This window comes from Ectobacillus sp. (assembly GCF_056992975.1).
This window is the reverse complement of sequence record NZ_JBXKMX010000185.1, coordinates 1-23,170: the sequence shown is the minus strand read 5'-3', so window position 1 is coordinate 23,170 and position 23,170 is coordinate 1. Positions and strand designations below refer to the sequence as shown.

Below are 23,170 nucleotides of genomic sequence, written 5' to 3'. Positions count from 1 at the left end.
GGACCGATTTACCCTGCCTTTACATTCTTTCAAGAAATTATCACACTTATCATTTTACTTGCTGTATATGGAGCGTTTTACAGACGCTATATTGAAAAGCTTGTTCGTCTCAAGCGCAATTTTAAATCCGGCCTCGTTCTGATCTTTATTGGCGGATTGATGATTTCTGTTCTGCTCGGTAATGCTGCTGGCCTTATCTGGCACGGAGAAGGACCTACATGGAGTGAGCCAATTGCTTCCTTATTGGCTATTGTCTTATCTGGAATGGGAACATTTGGTTCTATTGTTTTATTCTACATAGCGTGGTGGATTCACCTGCTCATCTTACTCACTTTTTTAGTGTACGTGCCTCAATCGAAGCACGCTCATTTAATAGCCGGTCCTGTAAACGTTTTCTTTAGCCGGTTAACGAATCCTGGAAAGCTAGAAAAAATTGATTTTGAAGATGAAACGCAGGAATCCTACGGTGTAGGGGCGATTCAAGATTTTAAGCAGACGCAGTTAATCGATTTGTATGCGTGTGTAGAATGTGGACGCTGCACGAGTATGTGTCCAGCAACTGGAACAGGAAAAATGCTTTCTCCTATGGACTTGATTGTAAAGCTTCGCGATCACTTAACGGAAACAGGAGCTGCTGTGACCTCGCGTACGGCTTGGGTACCATCCTTTGTGTTTCCAAATCAAGTACAGGTAGGCGCCGGTAGTCAGGAAACGGCAGCTAGTCTGCAAACCCCGCAATTAATTGGTGAAGTTATTACGGAATCAGAAATATGGGCGTGTACAACTTGTCGTAACTGTGAGGATCAGTGCCCTGTTATGAATGAGCACGTGGATAAAATTATCGACCTTCGGCGTTATCTCGTGTTAACCGAAGGAAAGATGGATCCAGATGCGCAGCGGGCGATGACAAACATCGAACGGCAAGGTAACCCGTGGGGACTGAACCGGAAGGAGCGCGAAGCATGGCGCGATATGCGGGAAGATGTTTCGATTCCTACCGTGAAAGAAATGGCAAAAGCAGAAGAGGAATTTGAATATATATTTTGGGTGGGTAGCATGGGCTCCTATGACAATCGCAGCCAGAAAATTGCACTTTCTTTTGCCAAGCTCATGAATGAGGCTGGTGTGAAATTTGCCATTCTCGGAAACAAGGAAAAGAACTCAGGTGACACGGCAAGACGCTTAGGAAATGAATTTCTGTTTCAAGACATGGCGGCAAAAAACATCGAAGAATTTGAAAAAGCGGGCGTTACGAAAATCGTAACGATTGATCCGCATGCTTATAACACGTTTAAAAATGAATATCCAGATTTCGGCTTACAAGCAGAAGTGTTCCATCATACGGAGCTGCTTGCAAAGTGGGTACAGGAAGGCAAATTAACGCCAAAGTATGAAGTAAACGAAACGGTTACGTATCATGACTCCTGCTACTTGGGCCGCTACAACGAAGTATACGAAGCGCCGCGCTCTGTTTTAAAAGCGATTCCAGGTGTGACACTTGTGGAAATGGAGCGCAACCGGGCCACGGGAATGTGTTGCGGGGCAGGCGGCGGCTTGATGTGGATGGAGGATTCTGCAGGAACACGGATTAATGTTGCGAGAACCGAGCAAGCCCTTGCAGTGAATCCGAGTATCATTAGCACAGGCTGCCCGTACTGCCTCACGATGATGACGGATGGCACGAAGGCAAAGGAAGTTGAGGAACGGGTTCAAACATTAGATATAACGGAAATATTAGAACGCTCTGTGATTGGGATGCCGCAGCAAGAGGAAACGGCCTAACAAAAAGGATATAGATATAAAAAAGGAGGAAGGGAAATGGGGAAAACGGTGATTGTCGGTGCAGCCAGAACGCCAATTGGTAAATTCGGCGGTGTCTTTAAAGATGTTAGCCTCGCCAATTTAGGTGGGACAGCGATAAAGGCGGCAGTTGAGAGAGCTGGAATTGATCCCGTCGATGTGGAGGAAGTCATATTCGGTAATGTGGTGCAAGGCGGTCAAGGACAAATTCCGTCTAGACAGGCAGCGCGATGGGCGGGAATCCCTTGGGAAACCCGTACGGAAACGATTAATAAAGTATGCGCTTCCGGTATGAGAGCTGTAACGCTTGCTGATCAAATTATTCGTTCCGGCGATGAAACGTTACTTATTGCTGGGGGAATGGAATCGATGAGTAGCAGTCCTTATATATTACGAAATGCGCGCTGGGGTTACCGAATGGGACATAGTGAATTGGTTGATTTGAATATTGCGGACGGTTTAACTTGCTCCTTTTCAGGTGTCCACATGGGCATCTACGGAAATGAAGTGGCAGGTGAGGAGCATATTTCACGTGAGGAACAGGATCGCTGGGCATTTCGCAGTCATACGCGAGCAGTGGCAGCGCGAAAAGAAGGCAGATTTGATGAAGAAATCGTTCCCGTTGTCGTACCACGGCGAAAGGGAGAACCGCTCGTCATTAGCCACGATGAGGCGCCGCGTGATGATACATCGCTTGAAATACTCGGGAAGTTAAAGCCTGTTTTTGGCGCGGATGGATCGATTACGGCAGGAAATGCACCGGGATTAAATGATGGTGCGGCCGCGCTCGTATTAATGAGTGAAGAGCGCGCATGGGCAGAGAAGCGCGATGTCATTGCAACGATTGTTGGGCAGGCATCGGTCGCTATGGAAGCAAAGGATTTCCCTCGGACTCCTGGCTATGTCATCAACAAACTTTTAAAGAAAACAGGTAAGAGGGTGGAAGACATTGATTTATTTGAAATCAATGAAGCTTTTGCTGCTGTAACGCTTGCTAGTGTTGCGATTGCTGGACTCGATGAAGCAAAGGTAAACATAAATGGCGGGGCAGTTGCGCTTGGTCACCCAATTGGCGCGAGCGGGGCGCGCATTATCGTTTCCCTTATCTATGCACTGAAGCGCCGCGGTGGCGGCCTGGGCATTGCTGCTATTTGTAGCGGTGGTGGACAGGGCGATGCGGTTCTAATTGAAGTGAAGGAATAATTATGAAAACGACCGGCTCATTTAGACTGAAAATGGGCCGGCTATGATTCTATTACTATTTGAAAGGAATGAAGAGATGAACGTTCAAACTATATTCGTAATTGGTGCGGGTCAGATGGGGTCTGGAATTGCACAGGTGTGCGCGATGGCAGGGTATCAAGTAACATTGCAGGATTTAAAGCAAGAGCAGTTGGATAAAGGATTGGCAACGATTACGAAGAATCTCTCCCGCCAAGTAGCAAAGGAGCGCATGACAGAGGAGGAAAAAACAGCGGTTTTAGCGCATATTTCCCCTACGCTCGACATTGAAGATGCAAAAACAGCGGATCTCGTTATTGAAGCAGCTATCGAACGAATGGATATTAAAAAACAAATTTTCACGAAGCTTGATGAAATTACGCCGTCGCATACGATTCTAGCATCGAATACATCATCGCTTCCGATTACAGAATTGGCAGCTGTTACAAAGCGTCCGGAGCAAGTGATCGGGATGCACTTTATGAACCCGGTTCCGGTTATGAAGCTAGTAGAGGTTATTCGCGGATTGGCTACGACGGATGAAGTGTATCAAACGATTGAAGATATTACGAAAACAATTGGTAAGGTTCCAGTGGAAGTCAATGATTTTCCAGGATTTATCTCGAATCGTATTTTGCTTCCGATGATCAACGAGGCAATTTATACCTTGTATGAGGGCGTTGCATCGAAGGAGGCAATTGATGATGTTATGAAGCTTGGCATGAATCATCCGATGGGTCCTCTTACGCTTGCTGATTTTATCGGACTAGATACATGTTTATATATTATGGAAATTCTTCATGAAGGATTAGGCGATAGCAAGTATCGTCCGTGTCCGTTGCTTCGGAAATATGTAAGTGCAGGATGGCTTGGCAAGAAGTCAGGTCGAGGCTTTTACGTATACGAAGGGTAAAAACTAAAACTATCAATCTAGTAAGCGAGGTGAGGCGATTGCAGCTAACGTTTACGGAAGAGCAAGATATGACGCGTTCGATGATACGCGATTTTGCAGAAAATGAAATTGCACCGTGGATTCCGCGTATGGAGCAAGGAGAGTTTCCTAGACCCTTGCTTCGCAAAATGGGAGACCTCGGTCTAATGGGAATCCCGATTCCGCAGCAATATGGCGGTGCCGAGATGGATTTCATTTCTTATATTATAGCAATTAATGAACTATCACGTGTGAGTGCCACGATAGGGGTTATTCTTGCGGTACACACCTCAGTAGGCACGAATCCGATTTTGTACTTTGGAACGGAGGAACAAAAGCAAGCATATATCCCGCGGCTTGCAAGGGGCGAATATTTAGGCGCCTTTGCTTTAACAGAACCTAGTGCGGGTTCCGATGCGGGCAGCTTAAAGACGCGCGCTAAGCAAGTAGAGAATGGCTATGTTCTGTCTGGTTCGAAAGTATTTATTACAAATGGTGGCGAGGCGGATACTTATATCGTTTTTGCATCCACGAATCCAGAAGCTGGAACGAGTGGTATTTCCGCTTTTATCGTTGAAAAGGGCACGCCTGGTTTAGTGATAGGGAAGGATGAACACAAAATGGGGTTAGCTGGATCACGCACAGTGCAGCTAACATTTGATGAGATGTTCGTTCCTTCCGCGCAGCTGCTTGGTAAGGAAGGGCAAGGATTTAAAATTGCGATGGCAAATTTGGATGTAGGGCGAATTGGTATTGCAGCCCAAGCGCTTGGCATCGCAGAGGCGGCGCTATATGATGCAACGCAATATGCAAAAGAGCGTCATCAATTTGGTAGACCGATTATGAATCAGCAAGGGGTTGCTTTTATGATAGCTGACATGGCAACGCGCGTGGAAGCTGCTCGCCTTCTTGTCTATCATGCCGCCTCGCTTCGCAAGCAAAACGCCCCGTGTGGCAAAGAGGCTTCGATGGCAAAACTATTTGCTTCTAGGACGGCAGTAGAGGTTTCCACTGCTGCGATTCAGGTCTTTGGCGGTTATGGCTATACGAAAGACTATTCGGTAGAACGGTATTTCAGAGATGCAAAGGTATGCGAGATCTATGAAGGAACAAGTGAAATTCAGCAAGTCGTTATTAGTAAATATCTAATTAATCGATAACAAATGAGGAGGAATGAACGATGCAATTTAAATTAACCGAAGAACATGAAATGATTCGAAAAATGGTACGTGATTTTTCAAATAATGAAGTGGCACCATCAGCAGCAGAACGTGATGAGGAAGAACGATTTGACCGAGCAATCTTTGATCAAATGGCAGACCTTGGCTTAACAGGTATTCCGTGGCCAGAGCAATACGGCGGAATTGGTAGTGATTATTTAGCCTATGTAATCGCAGTAGAGGAATTGTCACGCGTATGTGCTTCTACAGGAGTAACGTTATCTGCTCATACATCACTTGGAGGATGGCCGATTTATAAGTTCGGTACGGAAGAACAAAAGCAAACGTATTTGCGTCCGATGGCAGAAGGAAAGAAAATTGGTGCCTATGGTTTAACGGAGCCTGGATCTGGTTCTGATGCAGGCGGTATGCGTACGAATGCAAAGCGAGACGGCGATTCCTATATTATAAATGGCAGCAAAATTTTTATTACAAATGGTGGCGTTGCAGATGTGTATGTTGTGTTTGCAGTGACCGATCCTACCTCTAAGCATCACGGTACGACTGCTTTCATCGTAGAGAGCAGTACGCCAGGATTTTCTGTAGGAAAGAAAGAAAAGAAAATGGGCATTCGTTCTTCACCTACTACAGAAATTATTTTTGAAGATTGCCGCGTTCCGCTAGAGAACCGTCTAGGTGAAGAAGGAGAAGGATTCAAGGTTGCGATGCAAACGTTAGATGGAGGACGTAACGGGATTGCTGCACAAGCCGTAGGGATCGCTCAAGGTGCATTAGATGCTGCAGTTGCCTATGCAAAGGAGCGTCACCAATTTGGCAAGCCGATTATTGCGCAACAAGGCATTGCGTTTAAGCTGGCTGAAATGGCAACGCAAATTGAAGCAGCTCGCCTCTTAACGTACCAAGCAGCATGGTTAGAATCAGCAGGCCTTCCTTATGGAAAGGAATCCGCTATGTCGAAATTATTTGCTGGGGATACTGCTATGAAGGTAACAACAGAAGCGGTTCAAGTGTTTGGTGGTTATGGGTACACGAAGGATTACCCAGTGGAACGCTTTATGCGCGATGCAAAGATCACGCAAATTTATGAAGGAACGCAAGAAATTCAAAAACTCGTAATCTCAAGAATGCTAGCAAAATAATAGCTCTATGCCAGAGGGACTCTCGCGTGAAAAAAGGGAAGGTGGTGAGGGAATGATGAAGCACAATGTCCACGCATCGGTGAAGGACGAAGGGTTAATCGCGCTTCGCCGCGAGCAGATGATTAAAGGCGCGGTGCATCTCTTTAGACAGAAGGGCTTCCCTCGCACAACGACTCGCGAAATCGCGAGGGAGGCGGGCTTTAGCATTGGGACGTTATATGAGTATATACGAACAAAGGATGACATTCTGTATCTTGTGTGCGATAGCATCTATGATAAGGTGCGGTCGCGCCTGGATCAGGTCATTTCGATGGAAAAGGGGAACCTAAAGAGCTTGCAGCTCGCAATTGCAAATTATTTTAAAGTAATGGATGAACTGCAGGAAGAAGTGCTTATCATGTACCAAGAGGTTCGGTTTCTTCCAAAAGAATCTCTTTCCTATGTGATAAAGAAAGAGCTTGAAATGGTAGCGATGTTTGAAAATATTTTAACGCAGTGCGCCTTGAACGGAGAGTTTTCGCTAACCGAGCAGGAGATTGCGATGATTGCTCATAACATTTTCGTACAGGGGCAAATGTGGGGCTTTCGGCGCTGGGTATTACAAAAGCTTTATACGCTTGAGGAATATACAGATATGCAGACGAATTATTTATTGCATGGCATTCGTATGAAATCAGAGGGGGAATGAGCATGACGCTTGTGGATGTGTATCGTCCTACGAAGAAGGTACGATTTGTAACAGCTTCTAGTTTGTTTGATGGCCATGATGCATCGATTAATATTATGAGACGTATTCTTCAATCGAGCGGAGCGGAAGTCATCCATCTTGGACATAATCGCTCGGTAGAAGAAATTGTGAACGCTGCAATTCAAGAAGATGTGCAGGGAATTGCGTTGTCCTCTTATCAAGGCGGTCATGTTGAATATTTTAAATATATGTATGATTTGCTGAAAGAACGCGGGGCGAGCCATATCCGTCTTTATGGCGGCGGCGGAGGGGTTATCCTTCCTCGTGAAATCGATGACTTGCATGCGTATGGCATTGCGAAAATTTTCTCTCCGGAGGACGGAAGAAATCTAGGGCTGCAGGGCATGATTAACTATATGCTGCGAGAATGTGATTATGAAACGCCGTTAGACGCTGCACAAATCAAGCAAGCAACCGATTTAAATGTGAATACGATTGCGAAGCTCATTACGGTTGCAGAAGAACATGTAGGAAAAGACAATGAAGTACTGCAATATTTGTCTCAAAGAGAAGCCAATGCCCCCGTTCTTGGTATTACCGGTACGGGCGGAGCAGGAAAAAGTTCATTAACAGATGAACTCGTTCGCCGCTTTTTACAGGAATGGGACGAAATAAGAATTGCGATTATTAGTATTGATCCGACGAAGCAAAAAACGGGCGGTGCCTTATTAGGAGATCGCATTCGAATGAATAGCATTCATACACCGCGTGTGTATATGAGAAGTCTTGCAACGCGCGAGTCTCGTACAGAGCTTTCACTTGCGATTCAAGATGCTATTTCCGTTGTAAAGGCTGCTGGCTTTGATTTGATTATTGTAGAAACAAGTGGGATCGGTCAAGGGGATGCGGCTATTACCGAGTTTAGTGATCTTAATATGTATGTAATGACGAGTGAATTTGGCGCACCTACTCAGCTTGAAAAAATCGATATGATTGACTACGCTGATGTCATTGTTATTAATAAATTTGAACGAAAAGGATCAGAAGACGCGCTTCGTCAAGTGCAAAAGCAATATCAACGAAGCCATATGCTGTTTGAGCTTCCGTTAGAGGATATGCCGGTATATGGAACGATTGCGAGTCAATTCAATGATGCTGGGACAAATACAGTATTTCTAAAGCTAGTTGAGCTAATTAATCAGAAGGCGCATACAAACTGGGAGCCGCTTCGCATTAAGCCAGGAAAAGTAGAAAAACAAACGGTTATTATTCCGAATGATCGGCGCTATTACCTACGCGAAATCGCGCAAGCGGTTCGTGGTTATCATGAGCAAACAAACAAGCAAGCCAAGCTTGCAGAGCGCCTCTTTCAGCTAGAAGGTGCGCTTCATGTCGTAGCGGAGACAGGGGATGGAGCGACTGCCGAGACTTTACAAAGAATACAAAATAGTTATGAACAAGAGATTTCTAGCGAAGCAAAGAATATTTTACATACGTGGAATGAAGTAAAAGAAGCGTATGCCGCGGATGAATTTGTTGTAAAAGTACGGGATAAGGAAATTCGTACGCCTATTAAGACCATTACATTATCGGGTACGAGCATTCCAAAGGTCGTCCTTCCGAAATATAACAATTACGGGGAAATTATTCGCTGGGTACGAAGTGAAAATGTACCAGGTTCGTTTCCTTATACAGCGGGCGTATTTCCGTTCAAGCGCGCGGATGAAGATCCGAAGCGACAATTTGCCGGGGAAGGAACGCCGGAGCGAACCAATCGACGTTTCCATTATTTATGTAAGGATGACAATGCAAAACGATTAAGTACTGCGTTCGATTCTGTGACGCTATACGGAGAAGACCCTTCTCATCGTCCTGATATTTTTGGGAAGATTGGAGAAAGCGGAGTGAACGTGTGTACGCTAGAGGACATGAAAAAGCTGTATAACGGCTTTGATTTATGTGCTGCCTCTACTTCCGTGTCCATGACGATTAACGGTCCTGCTCCTATTATACTAGCTATGTTTATGAACACCGCGATTGATCAACAAATCGATATAGAAGAAAAGAAGCTTGGGCGAATCCTCACGCAGGAAGAATATGAACAAGTACGAGCACGAACACTGAAAACGGTGCGGGGAACGGTGCAGGCGGATATTTTAAAAGAAGACCAAGGGCAAAATACATGTATTTTTTCAACGGAGTTTGCGCTGCGCCTAATGGGAGATATTCAGCAGTACTTTATTGATCAACAAGTACGTAACTATTATTCGGTTTCCATTTCTGGGTATCACATTGCCGAAGCGGGAGCGAATCCGATTTCCCAGCTGGCGTTTACCCTTTCCAATGGTTTTACGTATGTGGAATATTATTTAAGCCGCGGTATGCATATCGATGATTTTGCACCGAATTTATCCTTCTTTTTCAGCAACGGTTTGGATGCGGAATATACCGTGATTGGCCGCGTGGCACGCCGCATTTGGTCGGTTGTCATGAAGGAGAAGTACGGGGCAAATGAGAGAAGTCAGAAGCTGAAATATCATGTACAAACGTCGGGACGCTCCTTGCATGCTCAGGAAATTGCGTTTAATGATATAAGAACGACATTGCAGGCACTCATGGCGCTGCAGGATAATTGTAATTCGCTTCATACGAATGCCTATGATGAAGCTATTACAACGCCAACAGAGGAATCGGTGCGGCGGGCGATGGCGATTCAGCTCATTATCACGAAGGAACTTGGACTTACGAAGAATGAAAATGCATTGCAAGGATCCTTTATTGTCGAAGAGCTTACAGATCTTGTAGAAGAAGCTGTACTTGCGGAATTTGATCGTATGAATGACCGAGGCGGTGTTCTTGGTGCGATGGAAACCCAATATCAGCGTGGAAAGATTCAGGAAGAGAGCATGCATTATGAAATGCAAAAGCATTCGGGCGAGCTTCCGATAATTGGTGTGAATACGTATTTAAATCCTTCTCCTGCAAATGAAGAAGACGTGAACAATATGGAGATTGCCCGTGCCTCCTATGAGGAAAAAGAAACACAGATAACGAATTTACAAGCGTTTCAAGAGCGAAATGCAGATCAATTGAAAGAAGCGTTAGATCGGTTAAAGCAAGTAGCAATCGCTGGGGGCAATATTTTTGAGGAACTCATGTATACAGTGCGAGTTGCAAGTCTTGGACAAATTACTCGCGCATTGTATGAGGTCGGGGGTCAGTACCGCCGCAATATGTAACCATTTGCCTTAACGGGTAGGCATGATTTTAGAAAATAACGCAAACAGGGCTACATATCCTTGTTTGCGTTATTTCTATTTCTCTTTTTTGTAGCATAAAGCAGTATGAATTGTTTATAATGAATAGTATGTATTTTTTTAAACAGGCCTTATAATGGGTATGGATGATTAATGAGGGAAAGGAAGTGTCTTACACGTGAATCTAGAGCAATATTCACCTGAAGAGCTAAAAGAATTATCAATGATTGAGCTTGCCTTTGTCATACTAGAAAGTAAGAAGCAAGCTACATCATTTAAAGAGATCGTTAAGGAGATGACCGGATCACTCGGCTATTCGCAAGAAGAGTTGACTTCAAGACTTTCTCAATTTTATACAGATTTAAATATTGATGGACGGTTTATCTGCATGGGAGAAAACACATGGGGACTTCGCGCTTGGTATCCGTACGAACAAATTGATGAAGAAGTACTGCCGCAACCAAAGCCGAAGAAGAAACGTAAGAAAGAAGAAGCCGATGATCCAATCGTATTGGAAGATGATTTCGACGATTTGGATGAGGAACTGGATGATCTGGACGATATCGATGATGTAGATGAAGACGAAGATGATGATGACTTCGTTGAAGAAGAGGAATTAGATGAAATTTTTGACGAAGATGATGATGTGGAAGAAGATGAATTAGAAAAAGCAGCTGTCTTTATCGAAGAAGATGACGAAGATTTAGATGAAGATGACGATAAGGTTGAAAAATTGTAACCTTGACTTTTTAGAACAGTCTATGTAGAATCATTTTTGGGCTCTTTAAAAAATGAGTAATGATGTACGTTTTATATAGAAAGAAGATAGCTCCCTACTAGAAGATTAGGGAGTTTTCTTCTTTTTTTGTTTAGATAGTTGAAAATACCTAACAATAAAACAGACTGCTCCTCATGTACGTTACTTGTTGTAGCGTTTCATATAAACATCACCTATAAGGGGGAACTTTTGTGACGAAGTATATTTTTGTAACTGGTGGGGTAGTATCATCTCTTGGAAAAGGGATTACCGCTGCATCTTTAGGAAGACTATTGAAAAATAGAGGATTAAGTGTAACAATTCAGAAGTTTGACCCGTATATTAACCTAGACCCAGGAACGATGAGTCCCTATCAGCACGGTGAAGTATTTGTAACAGATGATGGTGCAGAAACGGACCTTGACCTTGGCCACTATGAACGTTTTATTGATATTAATTTGAATAAATACAGCAACGTAACGACTGGGAAGGTATACTCCTCCGTGCTACAAAAAGAGCGCCGCGGTGATTATTTGGGCGGAACGGTACAAGTTATCCCACACATTACAAATGAACTGAAAGATCGTGTCTATCGTGCAGGCAAAGAAACGAATGCTGATGTTGTTATTACGGAAATCGGAGGAACAGTTGGAGATATCGAATCTCTTCCATTCCTAGAAGCCATTCGTCAAATAAAGAGTGATATCGGTCGCGATAATGTGATGTATATTCACTGTACGCTCATTCCGTATATTAAAGCAGCTGGCGAAATGAAAACAAAGCCAACACAGCACAGTGTAAAGGAACTTCGTAGTCTTGGTATTCAACCAAACATCATCGTCGTTCGTACAGAAAAGCCTGTTTCTCAAGATATGAAGGATAAGATTGCACTTTTCTGTGATATTGATAAAAATGCAGTGATTGAAGCTCGTGATGCGGATACGTTGTATGAAATTCCTTTGGAACTCCAAGCGCAAAATATGGATCAAATCGTTTGTGACCATTTACAATTGGATTGTAAGCCTGCCGATATGACAGAGTGGAAAGCTCTTGTTCAAAAGGTACGTAATTTATCTAAGAAAACAACCATTGCTTTAGTAGGAAAGTATGTAGAATTACAAGATGCGTATCTTTCTGTCGTAGAAGCACTTCGTCATGCTGGCTATGCGTTTGATAGCGACATTGAAGTGAAATGGATTAACGCAGAACATGTAACATTAGAAAATGTAAAAGAACTGATTGGCGATGCAGATGGGATTCTTGTACCAGGTGGCTTTGGTGACCGTGGTATTGAAGGGAAAATCGTTGCTACACAATTTGCTCGTGAAAATAACGTGCCATTCCTCGGTATTTGCTTAGGTATGCAACTTGCTTCTGTTGAATTTGCACGTAATGTACTAAAACTGAAGGATGCTCATTCTTCTGAATTTAACAGTGAAACAAATTATCCGATTATCGATCTTCTTCCAGAGCAAAAAGATATAGAGGATATGGGTGGCACGCTTCGCCTTGGCTTATACCCTTGTAAAATCACGGAAGGTACGAAAGCGTATGAAGCATATGACGAGCCTGTTGTATACGAACGCCATCGTCATCGTTATGAATTCAACAATCAATTCCGTCCGCAAATGGAACAAGCAGGGTTTATTTTCTCAGGTACAAGCCCTGATGGCCGTCTTGTTGAAATCGTTGAATTACAAGATCATCCTTGGTTTGTTGCATCTCAGTTCCATCCAGAATTTGTTTCCCGTCCAACGCGTCCGCAGCCATTATTCCGTGACTTCGTGCATGCAGCAATGGTTAATAAGGAAAGTAAATAATAATAAAAATCGTCATCCTTTGTACAGGTTCAGTTGTACAAAAGGTGACGATTTTTTTTAATCTTCTTCGTATTCCTGTAAGATCTCCTTTATTGTGAACGTGAGGCAGTAGTAGGCATAAAGGGCGACCATTATACTTGGAAAACCGTACCGCGCGCCCTCTTCATTAGGGATGAGTCCGTGTAGTAATTTCGTATCAATATGAAAATCCGTATACTGTTCTAATGATTCCGTTCCTTCGGTAAGTGCAGAGATGCCGACAACCAAGTGCCCCTGCCCCTGCAATGTTTTGGCAAGTAGGAGGGCAGATGCATCGGTCGAAAAGCGGCTAATAATGAGAATGCGATCCTCCGTGCTAATAGAAGACAGATCCTCCGTTGGTAGCATTTTCGCTCCTGGAAGCGGTTCTTGGCCGTAAAGAGCCTCGAGCACCACACCTTGCATTTCTGCAACGCCGTATAGGTAGATGGATCTACCGGCAATGAGTGCTTGTGCGAGAAGACGGGCACTATCTTCTATATTCATTTCTTCTTGCTGCGTAATTTTTGTAAAGATGCCTTGTAGTTGTGTGGAAAATATTTTCACTCGTTCGTATGCTCCTTTCCTTCTTCTTGTTTATTATATGGCTCTGTTAAAGCTTCTTGTTGATTTTACAACTAAGTTGATTGGAGCGGAAGGTGCTCGGGCTCCTGCGGGAAAAACGGATTAAGGGAGACCCCGCAGGCGCAGCCGAGGAGGCTCCCGATCCGCCCGCGGAAAGCTCGCACCTGGAGCGGAAATCAACAGAGCTTATTATATAAAATTTTACTGCTAGTTAAAAATTAGCAAACCGCTTCGCATGGCAAGCAGGAAAACATTTAGAATATATAGAAGTAGGACATTAGGAAGAAAGTAGAAAACTTACAAATAAGTATAAGGGAGTTGATGGAAAATGAACGAGAAAATTTTAATTGTCGATGATCAGTACGGAATTCGTATCTTGCTTAATGAAGTGTTCCAAAAAGAAGGATACCAAACATTTCAAGCTGCAAACGGGTTTCAAGCTATTGATATCGTTGTGAATGATAAACCAGATTTAATTGTCCTTGATATGAAAATTCCTGGAATGGACGGTATTGAAATACTAAAGCGTGTGAAACAAATCGATAAATCGATTAAAGTGATACTGATGACGGCTTACGGTGAGCTGGATATGATTCAAGAAGCGAAGAAACTTGGGGCTCTTATGCATTTTGCAAAACCGTTTGATATCGATGAATTACGACAAGCGGTTCGCGAGCAAATTATTATTAGTGCATAGTGTGACAAATTTAGAAAAAATATTTTGAAAAAGCGTTTTCATCGAATATATGTGAAGGTATAGCGGTTGAGTTTTCCAAAACAAGTTGGTATCCTATTGAGTGTAGTAGGAAGTCCAATAGGTTAGATACATAATTTTTTTGTATCTAGTTTAAGCTAATGTAGAACGAAACGGACAAAAAAATGTTCTAGGAGGATTTAACATGCCTTTAGTTTCTATGAAAGAAATGCTAAGTAAAGCATTAGAAGGTAAGTATGCAGTAGGTCAATTTAACATTAACAACTTGGAATGGACACAAGCTATTTTAGCTGCCGCTGAAGAAGAAAAGTCCCCAGTTATCCTTGGTGTATCTGAAGGCGCTGCTCGTCACATGAGCGGTTTCAAAACTATAGTAATGATGGTTAAAGGTTTAATGGAAGACATGAAGATTACAGTTCCTGTAGCAATCCATTTAGACCACGGTTCAAGCTTTGAAAAATGTAAAGAATGTATCGATGCAGGTTTTACATCTGTCATGATCGATGCTTCTCATCATCCTTTTGAAGAAAACGTAGCAATCACTTCCAAAGTTGTAGAATATGCACATGCTCGTAATATTTCTGTAGAAGCTGAACTAGGTACAGTAGGCGGACAAGAAGATGATGTTATTGCTAACGGTGTTATTTATGCAGATCCTGCTGAATGTGCAGAACTTGTAAAGCGCACAGGCATTGACACGATGGCTCCAGCTCTTGGTTCAGTTCACGGTCCTTACAAAGGTGAACCAAACCTAGGCTTTAAAGAAATGGCAGAAGTTCGTGACGCAACTGGCGTACCATTAGTACTTCACGGTGGTACTGGTATCCCTGAAAAAGATATCAAAAAAGCGATCTCTCTAGGTACATCTAAAATCAACGTAAATACAGAAAACCAAATTGTATTTACACAAGTTGTTCGTGATGTTCTAGGCAAAGACAAAGAAGTCTATGACCCACGTAAATATATGGGACCAGGACGCGAAGCAATCAAAGCAACTGTTATTGGTAAGATTCGCGAATTCGGATCTAACGGCAAAGCATAATAATTATATACGTTTGGAAACCGTCTACTCTTTTAGACGGTTTCCTTTCGTTGTATAATGAAAGCGTGAACAATAGACAATATTAGATAAATTGCGCCAAGAATCGACAGACGGAGAAGGAGTATTCATTTCATAGTTGAAACGGGGGACTTATAAAAATGAAGTTTTTCATTGATACGGCGAATTTAGAAGAAATTAAAGAAATTAATAGCATGGGTATTATTGCTGGTGTAACAACCAATCCAAGTCTCGTCGCAAAGGAAAAAGGAGTATCCTTCCATGACAGATTGCGGGAAATTACTTCGATCATTAAGGGATCTGTAAGTGCTGAGGTAATTAGCTTAGACGCAGAGGGAATGATTGCAGAAGGAAAAGAACTGTCTCAAATAGCCCCCAATATTACTGTGAAGGTTCCAATGACGCCAGATGGATTAAAAGCAGTAAAGGTACTTAGCGAGCTTGGTATTCAAACGAATGTTACATTGATTTTTAGTGCGAACCAAGCGCTATTAGCTGCCCGTGCCGGAGCTACGTACGTATCGCCGTTTTTAGGTCGATTGGATGATATCGGACACAATGGTCTTGAGCTTGTTGAAACAATCTCAGCAATATTTTTGCAACATAATATTCAAACGGAAATTATTGCTGCATCCATTCGACATCCGCTTCATGTGACGGAAGCTGCTCTTCGCGGGGCGCACATTGCTACCATTCCGTTCAAGGTTTTCCATCAGCTTATGAAACATCCCTTAACAGATAAAGGGATTGAACAATTTCTTCAAGACTGGAATAATCGCTAACCTGCCTTAATTGTTATCTTTTTTTTCTGAATAGTTAGCGGTGATTTGGCACAAAGAGCCACGTTTTAGTATGTTATTTGAAAAAGCATGCAAGTACGGGTAATCATAGTTCTTTTGACTCTTTTGCCAAGGTCAGGCAAAATAGGAAGTAGAATGTGAATTTTTTTAGGAAGGGGCACGAAATGGAAAAATTACGTATTATAGGCGGAACACGTTTAAACGGGACCATTCGAGTAAGCGGCGCAAAGAATAGTGCAGTTGCCTTAATTCCTGCAACCATTCTAGCAGATTCACCCGTGACAATCGGAGGGGTACCGAATATTTCTGACGTGAGAATGCTAGGTGATTTACTAGAAGAAATTGGCGGTAATGTGATCTATAACGGACAAGATATGATTGTAGATCCGTCTCAGATGGTAGATATGCCAATGCCTAACGGTAAAGTGAAAAAATTACGTGCCTCCTACTATTTAATGGGTGCCATGCTCGGACGCTTTAAAAAGGCGGTCATTGGTCTTCCTGGCGGCTGTTATTTAGGCCCTCGTCCGATAGATCAACATATTAAAGGATTTGAGGCGCTAGGAGCCGAGGTGACGAACGAGCAAGGTGCGATTTACCTTCGTGCGAAAGAACTACGAGGTGCCCGGATTTACTTGGATGTCGTAAGCGTAGGTGCTACAATTAATATCATGTTAGCTGCTGTTCGTGCGAAAGGTAGAACTGTCATTGAAAATGCGGCGAAAGAGCCGGAAATCATTGATGTAGCTACTTTGCTAACGAGCATGGGAGCTCGCATTAAAGGTGCGGGAACCGATGTCATACGCATTGACGGGGTTGATTCCCTGCACGGCTGTAATCATACGATTATACCGGATCGGATTGAAGCAGGAACGTATATGATTCTAGCTGCTGCGATTGGTCGTAGAATTGTGATTGAAAATGTTATCCCGCAGCATTTAGAATCTGTTACGGCCAAGCTTCGTGAAATGGGTGTTCACATTGAAATCGATGATGATCAAATCGTTGTAACCAGCGTAGCAAGTTTGAAAACCGTGGATGTGAAGACGCTTGTCTATCCAGGCTTTGCAACCGACTTGCAACAGCCGTTTACTGTACTTCTAACGAAGGCAAGTGGCACTGGAGTTGTGACGGATACCATCTACGGAGCTAGATTTAAGCATATCGATGAATTACGTCGAATGAATGCTAAGGTGAAAGTAGAAGGGCGTTCCGCCATTGTGACAGGTCCTGTTGACTTACAGGGGGCTAAGGTAAAGGCGAGTGATCTTCGTGCGGGAGCAGCGCTTGTCATTGCGGGGTTAATGGCAGAGGGTATGACAGAGGTTACCGGGCTCGAGCACATTGATAGAGGGTACGAAGATTTAGTAGACAAGCTGCGTGGTCTTGGCGCACACATCTGGCGCGAACAAATGTCGGAGCAGGAAATCGAACAAGTACAAAACTCATAATTTACGGCTAAAAGGAGAGGGATTATTTTGGAAAGAAGTTTATCCATGGAATTAGTTCGTGTAACAGAAGCAGCCGCTTTAAACGCTGCTCGTTGGATGGGACGCGGTGTAAAGGATGAAGCGGATGGTGCAGCAACATCTGCTATGCGTGCAGTTTTCGATACGATACCGATGAAAGGAACGGTTGTAATCGGGGAAGGCGAAATGGACGAAGCGCCTATGCTATACATTGGAGAAAAACTAGGTACAGGTTACGGACCACGCGTTGACGTAGCAGTTGATCCGTTAGAAGGTACGAACATTGTATCTTCAGGTGGTTGGAATGCATTAGCAGTATTAGCTGTGGCTGACCATGGTAATCTATTACACGCACCGGATATGTACATGGATAAAATTGCAGTTGGCCCAGAAGCAATTGGTAAAGTGGATATTAATGCACCGGTTATTGATAATCTACGTGCGGTTGCTAAGGCAAAAGGAAAAGATATTGAAGACGTAGTAGCAACTGTGTTATACCGCGAACGTCATGCAAAACTAATTGAAGAAATTCGTAATGCAGGCGCTCGTATCAAGTTAATTGATAACGGGGATGTAGCAGGAGCTATTAATACGGCTTTTGATCATACAGGTGTTGATATTCTGTTCGGTTCTGGCGGAGCACCAGAAGGAGTTATTGCAGCCGTAGCATTAAAATGCTTAGGCGGAGAACTTCAAGGAAAACTTCTTCCGCAAAATGAAGAAGAATTAATCCGTTGTGGAAAGATGGGCATCGAAGACATTAACCGTGTCCTTTACATGGAAGATCTAGTTCGCGGAGATGACGCTATTTTCGCTGCAACAGGTGTAACAGATGGTGAATTGCTTAAAGGTGTTCAATTTAAAGGAACATTTGGTACAACTCAATCACTAGTAATGAGAGCGAAATCAGGAACCGTTCGTTTTGTTGACGGTCGTCATAGCCTTCACAAAAAACCAAATCTAGTAATCAAGTAATTTATACCAAATAGAATATCGGTTCGGACTTGTAGAAATTCCTCCTGTCTTTGCTCCTATTAGGCAGGAGGAACTCTACCAAGCAAGAAGGACAAGCCCCGTCCATCTTTTTTTGTAAATATCCAGAATAGGATAAAGTTTTCCATTGACAATATAATGCTAATCCATATACATTCAAAGATAGAGTTAATTTTCGTTCATATTCTCCAAATACTATTTTCATTTTTTATAGTTTTTTCCCTTATTCTAAATAGAATGCAAGTAACAATTGATTAAATGCGGAAAAAAGAGGTTACAATAGTGAATATTATTCTACTTGCACGTACTCTTTCATAAATACCTTCCGTTCAAATTCCTATTCATTCAATTCAAATAAAAGTAAAGTTAAAGCGTGGTGTCTCGATGAGTTTAACAATCTCAGCATTAGAAAGTATGAAATTAAAAGAGCTATATGAACAAGCAAAGGAATTTAAAATTTCCTACTACAGCAAACTAACGAAAAGAGAGCTCGTGTTTGCCATTTTGAAAGCACAAGCAGAAAAAGAAGGATTCTTCTTTATGCAAGGTGTATTAGAAATTATTCAATCAGAGGGTTTTGGTTTTTTACGTCCAATCAATTACTCCCCAAGTTCTGAAGATATCTACATTTCCGCTTCACAAATTCGTCGTTTTGATTTACGTAACGGAGATAAAGTGTCTGGGAAAGTGCGCCCTCCGAAGGAAAATGAACGGTATTTTGGTCTGCTACAAGTGGAAGCTGTTAACGGAGAAGACCCGGAAACGGCGAAGGAACGTGTGCATTTTCCAGCACTAACACCGCTCTATCCAGATCGGCAAATGGTACTTGAAACAGAGCCGAAGAATTTATCGACTCGTATTATGGATATTCTTGCACCTGTCGGCTTTGGACAACGTGGTCTCATTGTTGCTCCTCCGAAGGCTGGTAAAACGATGCTACTAAAGGAGATCGCTCATAGTATTACAACGAATCATCCAGATGCAGAACTTATCGTCCTCCTCATTGATGAACGTCCGGAAGAGGTAACCGATATCGAACGCTCTGTTGCGGGTGATGTAGTGAGTTCTACATTCGATGAAGTACCTGAAAATCACATTAAAGTGGCAGAACTAGTACTTGAGCGTGCGATGCGACTCGTTGAGCATAAAAAAGATGTTATTATCTTAATGGATAGTATTACTCGTCTTGCGCGTGCCTACAATCTTGTCATTCCTCCAAGCGGTAGAACATTGTCTGGGGGGATTGATCCAGCTGCCTTTCACCGCCCAAAACGATTTTTCGGGGCAGCCCGAAATATTGAGGAAGGCGGTAGCTTAACGATTTTGGCTACAGCACTCGTTGAGACAGGTTCTCGTATGGACGATGTCATTTACGAAGAATTTAAAGGAACTGGTAATATGGAGCTTCATTTGGATCGTAATCTATCTGAACGCCGTGTGTTCCCAGCAATTGATATTCGTCGTTCTGGAACGCGTAAGGAAGAACTTCTTCTTCCAAAAGAAAGATTGGATAAATTATGGACCATTCGTAAAACGATGTCAGATTCACCTGATTTCTTAGAACGGTTCTTACGTCTTCTACGGAATACGAAAACAAATGAAGAATTTTTTCAATTGATTATGGCCGAGAATAAGGGAACAGTGTCTTCTAAGTAAAGCTTTAGGATAAAATACCAAAAAATAAACAGTGAATTCCAGCTAACATATAGTTGCAAAAAGCAAAATGCGCTGTTATAATTTCCTCATGTGTGTTTTATCGTTAAGCGATGCTATTTTAGCATGTGATAATGAACTCTGTTTCTAACATGATTCAGGGCGGAAGGAGATGAAAGATAATGAAACAAGGAATTCATCCAAAATACAATAAAGTCGTGTACATGGACATTAACACTGGCTTTAAGTTTCTAAGCGGATCTACAAAGTTCTCTAACGAAACGATTGAATGGGAAGACGGCAACACATACCCGTTGTTCAAAGTGGAAATCAGTTCTGATTCTCACCCATTCTACACAGGACGTCAAAAATTTGCTACGGCAGATGGTCGTGTGGATCGCTTCAACAAAAAATACGGTCTTAAGTAATGTATCATTTTGCTACTGCGGGGTTCGCTCCGCAAAGACAAAATGTGATTGCGTAAGTAAAGCAGGCAAGCTAAGCTTGCCTGCTTTTTTGCGGAGTTACATCCAACCGCTTCTTATGAAACAAGGGAGGCTTTTTTTATGTATGTAATGAACCGAAATGGCTGGGTTGAAGTGATATGTGGAAGCATGTTTTCTGGTAAGTCAGAGGAATTGATTCGACGCGTCAGACGAACACAATTTGCGAAGCAACATGTCATTGTATTGAAACCGAGCATCGATAAACGATATAGTGAAGAAGATGTAGTCTCACATAACGGAGCAAGTATTACAGCAGTTCCGGTTACCTCTTCAACTGAAATATATGACTATGTAACAGAAGAATTAGATGTAATTGCTATTGATGAAGTACAGTTTTTTGATGAGGGCATTGTGGAAGTGGTGCAAACACTTGCAAACCGAGGCTTTCGTGTCATTGTTGCTGGTTTAGACCAGGATTTTCGAGGTCTACCATTTGGACAAGTTCCTCAGTTAATGGCCATTGCGGAAGGTGTGACAAAGCTGCAGGCGGTTTGTGCCAAGTGCGGGGCACCTGCAAGTCGAACGCAGCGCCTGATTAACGGAGAACCGGCATCCTTAGAGGGCCCCATTATTCTAGTGGGAGCATCGGAGTCCTATGAACCTCGTTGTCGTCATTGTCATAAAGTACCAGAAGAGGGCTGAAGTATTATTCATATAGATTGGATCCAAAAAAGGAGCTGCACCTTGCTTTTTACTCTTCTTGCGGATTATACTAATGTATTAGAAACTTAGGATGTTGAGGTGAGTGACGTGTTAGATCGACTACAGGCAGTGGAATACCGTTACGAGAAGCTCAACGAACTTTTGAGCGATCCTTCTGTCGTAAATGATCCGAAAAGGCTTCGTGAGTATTCGAAGGAACAGTCTGACATTCAAGAAACAGTGACTGTCTATCGTGAGTATAAGGGCATTCGTGAGCAAATAGCAGATGCAAAAACCATGCTAGAGGATAAATTAGACGCGGATATGCGTGAGATGGTTAAAGAAGAAATTTCTGATTTAGAAGCACAGGAAAAAGATTTGGCAGAGAAGTTACGCATTCTTCTTATTCCGAAAGATCCCAATGATGATAAGAACGTTATTATTGAAATTCGCGGTGCAGCCGGCGGTGATGAAGCAGCTCTGTTTGCAGCTACTTTATATCGTATGTATAGCCGTTATGCAGAAATGCAAGGCTGGAAATGCGACGTGATTGAAGCAAGCTATACAGAGCTTGGCGGCTTTAAAGAAATCATTTTCATGATTAACGGCAAAGGTGCGTTCAGTAAGATGAAGTTTGAAAACGGTGCACACCGCGTACAACGTGTGCCAGAAACAGAGTCAGGCGGCCGTATTCATACTTCCACGGCAACGGTAGCTGTCCTGCCTGAAGCAGAGGAAGTAGAAATTGATATTAATGACAAGGATATTCGCGTCGATACATTTTGTTCAAGTGGTCCAGGAGGACAAAGTGTTAATACAACCATGTCAGCGGTTCGTTTAACGCATATTCCGACCGGAGTCGTTGTATCTTGCCAGGATGAAAAATCACAAATTAAAAACAAAGATAAAGCAATGAAGGTACTACGTGCACGTGTGTACGATAAATTTCAACAAGAAGCGCAGGCTGAGTACGATCAAAACCGGAAGCAAGCAGTTGGAACCGGTGATCGCTCAGAACGGATTCGTACGTATAACTTCCCGCAAAACCGCGTGACGGACCACCGCATTGGTTTAACCATTCAAAAGCTTGACCAAATTCTGCAAGGAAAACTGGATGAAGTAATCGAGGCTTTAATTATGGAAGATCAGGCCAAGAGGATGGAGGACGCAGAATAATGCGCGTATATGAAGCCCTCAAATGGGCTTCTTCTTTTTTGCGGGAAAGAGGACGCGATGAAAATAGCGGGGAGTTACTCCTTCTTCATACGCTTAAGACCGATCGAACAGGTATGCTCATGAAATGGCAGGAAGAGCTTACTACAAATGAACAGGCGCTGTTTGAGGAAATGGTACAGCGTCATTATGAAGGTATTCCCCTTCAGTATATTACGGGTTATGAAAGCTTTTATGGACGCTTGTTTCATGTAAACGAAGAAGTACTTATTCCTCGCCCAGAAACAGAGGAGCTTGTACTCCACGTTTTACAGCGGATACAGCGGGTATTTGGCTCTTCCATGCTTAACGTTGCTGACATTGGTACGGGCAGCGGTGCAATTGCGATTACATTAGCTTTAGAAAATTTGCATCTATCCGTATCAACTGTAGATATAGCTCCGGCGTCGCTTGTAGTTGCCAAGCAAAATGCAAGTGAACTTGGGGCAAATGTAACGTTCTATCAGGGCGATTTACTCCAGCCGTTTATACAGGCGGGTCAAAAGCTAGATGTTGTCGTTTCGAATCCGCCATACATTCCATATGAGGAGTGGGAGGAGCTATCTCCTGTTGTGAAGGAGCATGAGCCGTCCCGCGCTTTAGTTGGGGGAGTAGATGGACTTGATTTCTACCGCCGCTTTATGGAGGAATTGCCACTCGTGCTAAACGACCGTGCCATTGTTGCTTTTGAATACGGAGCAGGGCAAAGCAAGGCCATTTCGC

Annotated in this window: 20 protein-coding genes; 19 read left to right on the top strand and 1 reads right to left on the bottom strand. The window is 43.0% G+C overall.

The window, feature by feature from the left end:
• The 9 genes from AC11ZT_RS08485 to AC11ZT_RS08445 all read left to right on the top strand — a co-directional run.
• On the top strand, positions 1-1,782 hold a 1,782-nt coding region (locus AC11ZT_RS08485), incomplete at its 5' end, for a (Fe-S)-binding protein (RefSeq protein ID WP_484059183.1).
• A gap of 36 nt (positions 1,783-1,818) precedes the next feature.
• On the top strand, positions 1,819-3,003 hold the full coding sequence (locus AC11ZT_RS08480) for an acetyl-CoA C-acetyltransferase (RefSeq protein WP_484059182.1): 1,185 nt from the start codon (positions 1,819-1,821) through the stop codon (positions 3,001-3,003).
• Positions 3,004-3,079: 76 nt separating this feature from the next.
• Positions 3,080-3,934 carry a 3-hydroxybutyryl-CoA dehydrogenase gene (locus AC11ZT_RS08475; RefSeq protein WP_484059181.1) on the top strand — a complete coding sequence of 285 codons (855 nt, stop codon included), beginning with the start codon at positions 3,080-3,082 and terminating at the stop codon, positions 3,932-3,934.
• A gap of 38 nt (positions 3,935-3,972) precedes the next feature.
• Entirely contained in the window at positions 3,973-5,112 is a 1,140-nt protein-coding gene (locus AC11ZT_RS08470) for an acyl-CoA dehydrogenase (RefSeq protein WP_484059180.1), read from the top strand.
• Positions 5,113-5,132: 20 nt separating this feature from the next.
• Positions 5,133-6,272 carry an acyl-CoA dehydrogenase gene (locus tag AC11ZT_RS08465; RefSeq protein ID WP_484059179.1) on the top strand — a complete coding sequence of 380 codons (1,140 nt, stop codon included), beginning with the start codon at positions 5,133-5,135 and terminating at the stop codon, positions 6,270-6,272.
• A 52-nt stretch (positions 6,273-6,324) separates the two neighbouring features.
• Entirely contained in the window at positions 6,325-6,960 is a 636-nt protein-coding gene (locus AC11ZT_RS08460; protein ID WP_484059178.1) for a TetR/AcrR family transcriptional regulator, read from the top strand.
• A complete protein-coding gene (icmF, locus tag AC11ZT_RS08455; protein ID WP_484059177.1) occupies positions 6,957-10,199 on the top strand; it encodes a fused isobutyryl-CoA mutase/GTPase IcmF in 3,243 nt (1,080 codons plus the stop codon). Before AC11ZT_RS08460 ends, icmF begins: the two co-directional genes overlap by 4 nt.
• 196 nt (positions 10,200-10,395) lie before the next feature.
• Complete coding sequence (gene rpoE / locus AC11ZT_RS08450) at positions 10,396-10,956, top strand: DNA-directed RNA polymerase subunit delta (RefSeq protein WP_484059176.1); 561 nt, start codon at positions 10,396-10,398, stop codon at positions 10,954-10,956.
• Positions 10,957-11,186: 230 nt separating this feature from the next.
• Positions 11,187-12,794 carry a CTP synthase gene (locus tag AC11ZT_RS08445; protein WP_484059175.1) on the top strand — a complete coding sequence of 536 codons (1,608 nt, stop codon included), beginning with the start codon at positions 11,187-11,189 and terminating at the stop codon, positions 12,792-12,794.
• Between the two features lie 57 nt (positions 12,795-12,851).
• Here AC11ZT_RS08445 and AC11ZT_RS08440 read toward each other — a convergent pair whose 3' ends face one another.
• Positions 12,852-13,379 carry a DUF2529 family protein gene (locus tag AC11ZT_RS08440; protein ID WP_484059174.1) on the bottom strand — a complete coding sequence of 176 codons (528 nt, stop codon included), beginning with the start codon at positions 13,377-13,379 and terminating at the stop codon, positions 12,852-12,854.
• 346 nt (positions 13,380-13,725) lie between these two features.
• On the opposite strand from AC11ZT_RS08440, the gene AC11ZT_RS08435 reads away from it, so the two are divergent.
• The 10 genes from AC11ZT_RS08435 to prmC form a co-directional block, all read left to right on the top strand.
• Positions 13,726-14,094 carry a response regulator gene (locus AC11ZT_RS08435; RefSeq protein WP_379970687.1) on the top strand — a complete coding sequence of 123 codons (369 nt, stop codon included), beginning with the start codon at positions 13,726-13,728 and terminating at the stop codon, positions 14,092-14,094.
• Positions 14,095-14,296: 202 nt separating this feature from the next.
• A complete protein-coding gene (locus AC11ZT_RS08430) occupies positions 14,297-15,154 on the top strand; it encodes a class II fructose-bisphosphate aldolase (RefSeq protein ID WP_484059173.1) in 858 nt (285 codons plus the stop codon).
• A gap of 158 nt (positions 15,155-15,312) precedes the next feature.
• Complete coding sequence (fsa, locus tag AC11ZT_RS08425; RefSeq protein ID WP_484059172.1) at positions 15,313-15,954, top strand: fructose-6-phosphate aldolase; 642 nt, start codon at positions 15,313-15,315, stop codon at positions 15,952-15,954.
• Positions 15,955-16,136: 182 nt separating this feature from the next.
• Positions 16,137-17,423 carry a UDP-N-acetylglucosamine 1-carboxyvinyltransferase gene (locus AC11ZT_RS08420; RefSeq protein WP_484059171.1) on the top strand — a complete coding sequence of 429 codons (1,287 nt, stop codon included), beginning with the start codon at positions 16,137-16,139 and terminating at the stop codon, positions 17,421-17,423.
• A gap of 27 nt (positions 17,424-17,450) precedes the next feature.
• On the top strand, positions 17,451-18,416 hold the full coding sequence (gene glpX, locus AC11ZT_RS08415) for a class II fructose-bisphosphatase (RefSeq protein WP_484059170.1): 966 nt from the start codon (positions 17,451-17,453) through the stop codon (positions 18,414-18,416).
• A 402-nt stretch (positions 18,417-18,818) separates the two neighbouring features.
• The gene (gene rho / locus AC11ZT_RS08410) at positions 18,819-20,090 is read left to right on the top strand and encodes a transcription termination factor Rho (RefSeq protein ID WP_484059169.1); all 1,272 of its coding nucleotides are present in this window, start codon (positions 18,819-18,821) and stop codon (positions 20,088-20,090) included.
• Positions 20,091-20,269: 179 nt separating this feature from the next.
• Positions 20,270-20,515 (top strand): type B 50S ribosomal protein L31, encoded by a 246-nt coding sequence (locus AC11ZT_RS08405; RefSeq protein WP_379970681.1) that lies wholly within the window; start codon positions 20,270-20,272, stop codon positions 20,513-20,515.
• A gap of 138 nt (positions 20,516-20,653) precedes the next feature.
• Positions 20,654-21,235 carry a thymidine kinase gene (locus AC11ZT_RS08400; protein WP_484059168.1) on the top strand — a complete coding sequence of 194 codons (582 nt, stop codon included), beginning with the start codon at positions 20,654-20,656 and terminating at the stop codon, positions 21,233-21,235.
• Positions 21,236-21,343: 108 nt separating this feature from the next.
• Positions 21,344-22,411 (top strand): peptide chain release factor 1, encoded by a 1,068-nt coding sequence (gene prfA / locus AC11ZT_RS08395; RefSeq protein WP_484059184.1) that lies wholly within the window; start codon positions 21,344-21,346, stop codon positions 22,409-22,411.
• Positions 22,411-23,170, top strand: a 760-nt coding sequence (gene prmC / locus AC11ZT_RS08390) for a peptide chain release factor N(5)-glutamine methyltransferase (RefSeq protein ID WP_484059167.1), incomplete at its 3' end; no start/stop codon positions are given. The genes prfA and prmC, both read left to right, overlap by 1 nt.

Coding starts and splice junctions, on each gene's coding strand:
- AC11ZT_RS08480 (WP_484059182.1), top strand. CDS start 1,819: ATGGGGAAAACGGTGATTGTCGGTGCAGCCAGAACGCCAATTGGTAAA.
- AC11ZT_RS08475 (WP_484059181.1), top strand. CDS start 3,080: ATGAACGTTCAAACTATATTCGTAATTGGTGCGGGTCAGATGGGGTCT.
- AC11ZT_RS08465 (WP_484059179.1), top strand. CDS start 5,133: ATGCAATTTAAATTAACCGAAGAACATGAAATGATTCGAAAAATGGTA.
- AC11ZT_RS08460 (WP_484059178.1), top strand. CDS start 6,325: ATGATGAAGCACAATGTCCACGCATCGGTGAAGGACGAAGGGTTAATC.
- icmF (WP_484059177.1), top strand. CDS start 6,957: ATGAGCATGACGCTTGTGGATGTGTATCGTCCTACGAAGAAGGTACGA.
- AC11ZT_RS08435 (WP_379970687.1), top strand. CDS start 13,726: ATGAACGAGAAAATTTTAATTGTCGATGATCAGTACGGAATTCGTATC.
- AC11ZT_RS08430 (WP_484059173.1), top strand. CDS start 14,297: ATGCCTTTAGTTTCTATGAAAGAAATGCTAAGTAAAGCATTAGAAGGT.
- fsa (WP_484059172.1), top strand. CDS start 15,313: ATGAAGTTTTTCATTGATACGGCGAATTTAGAAGAAATTAAAGAAATT.
- AC11ZT_RS08420 (WP_484059171.1), top strand. CDS start 16,137: ATGGAAAAATTACGTATTATAGGCGGAACACGTTTAAACGGGACCATT.
- rho (WP_484059169.1), top strand. CDS start 18,819: ATGAGTTTAACAATCTCAGCATTAGAAAGTATGAAATTAAAAGAGCTA.
- AC11ZT_RS08405 (WP_379970681.1), top strand. CDS start 20,270: ATGAAACAAGGAATTCATCCAAAATACAATAAAGTCGTGTACATGGAC.
- AC11ZT_RS08400 (WP_484059168.1), top strand. CDS start 20,654: ATGTATGTAATGAACCGAAATGGCTGGGTTGAAGTGATATGTGGAAGC.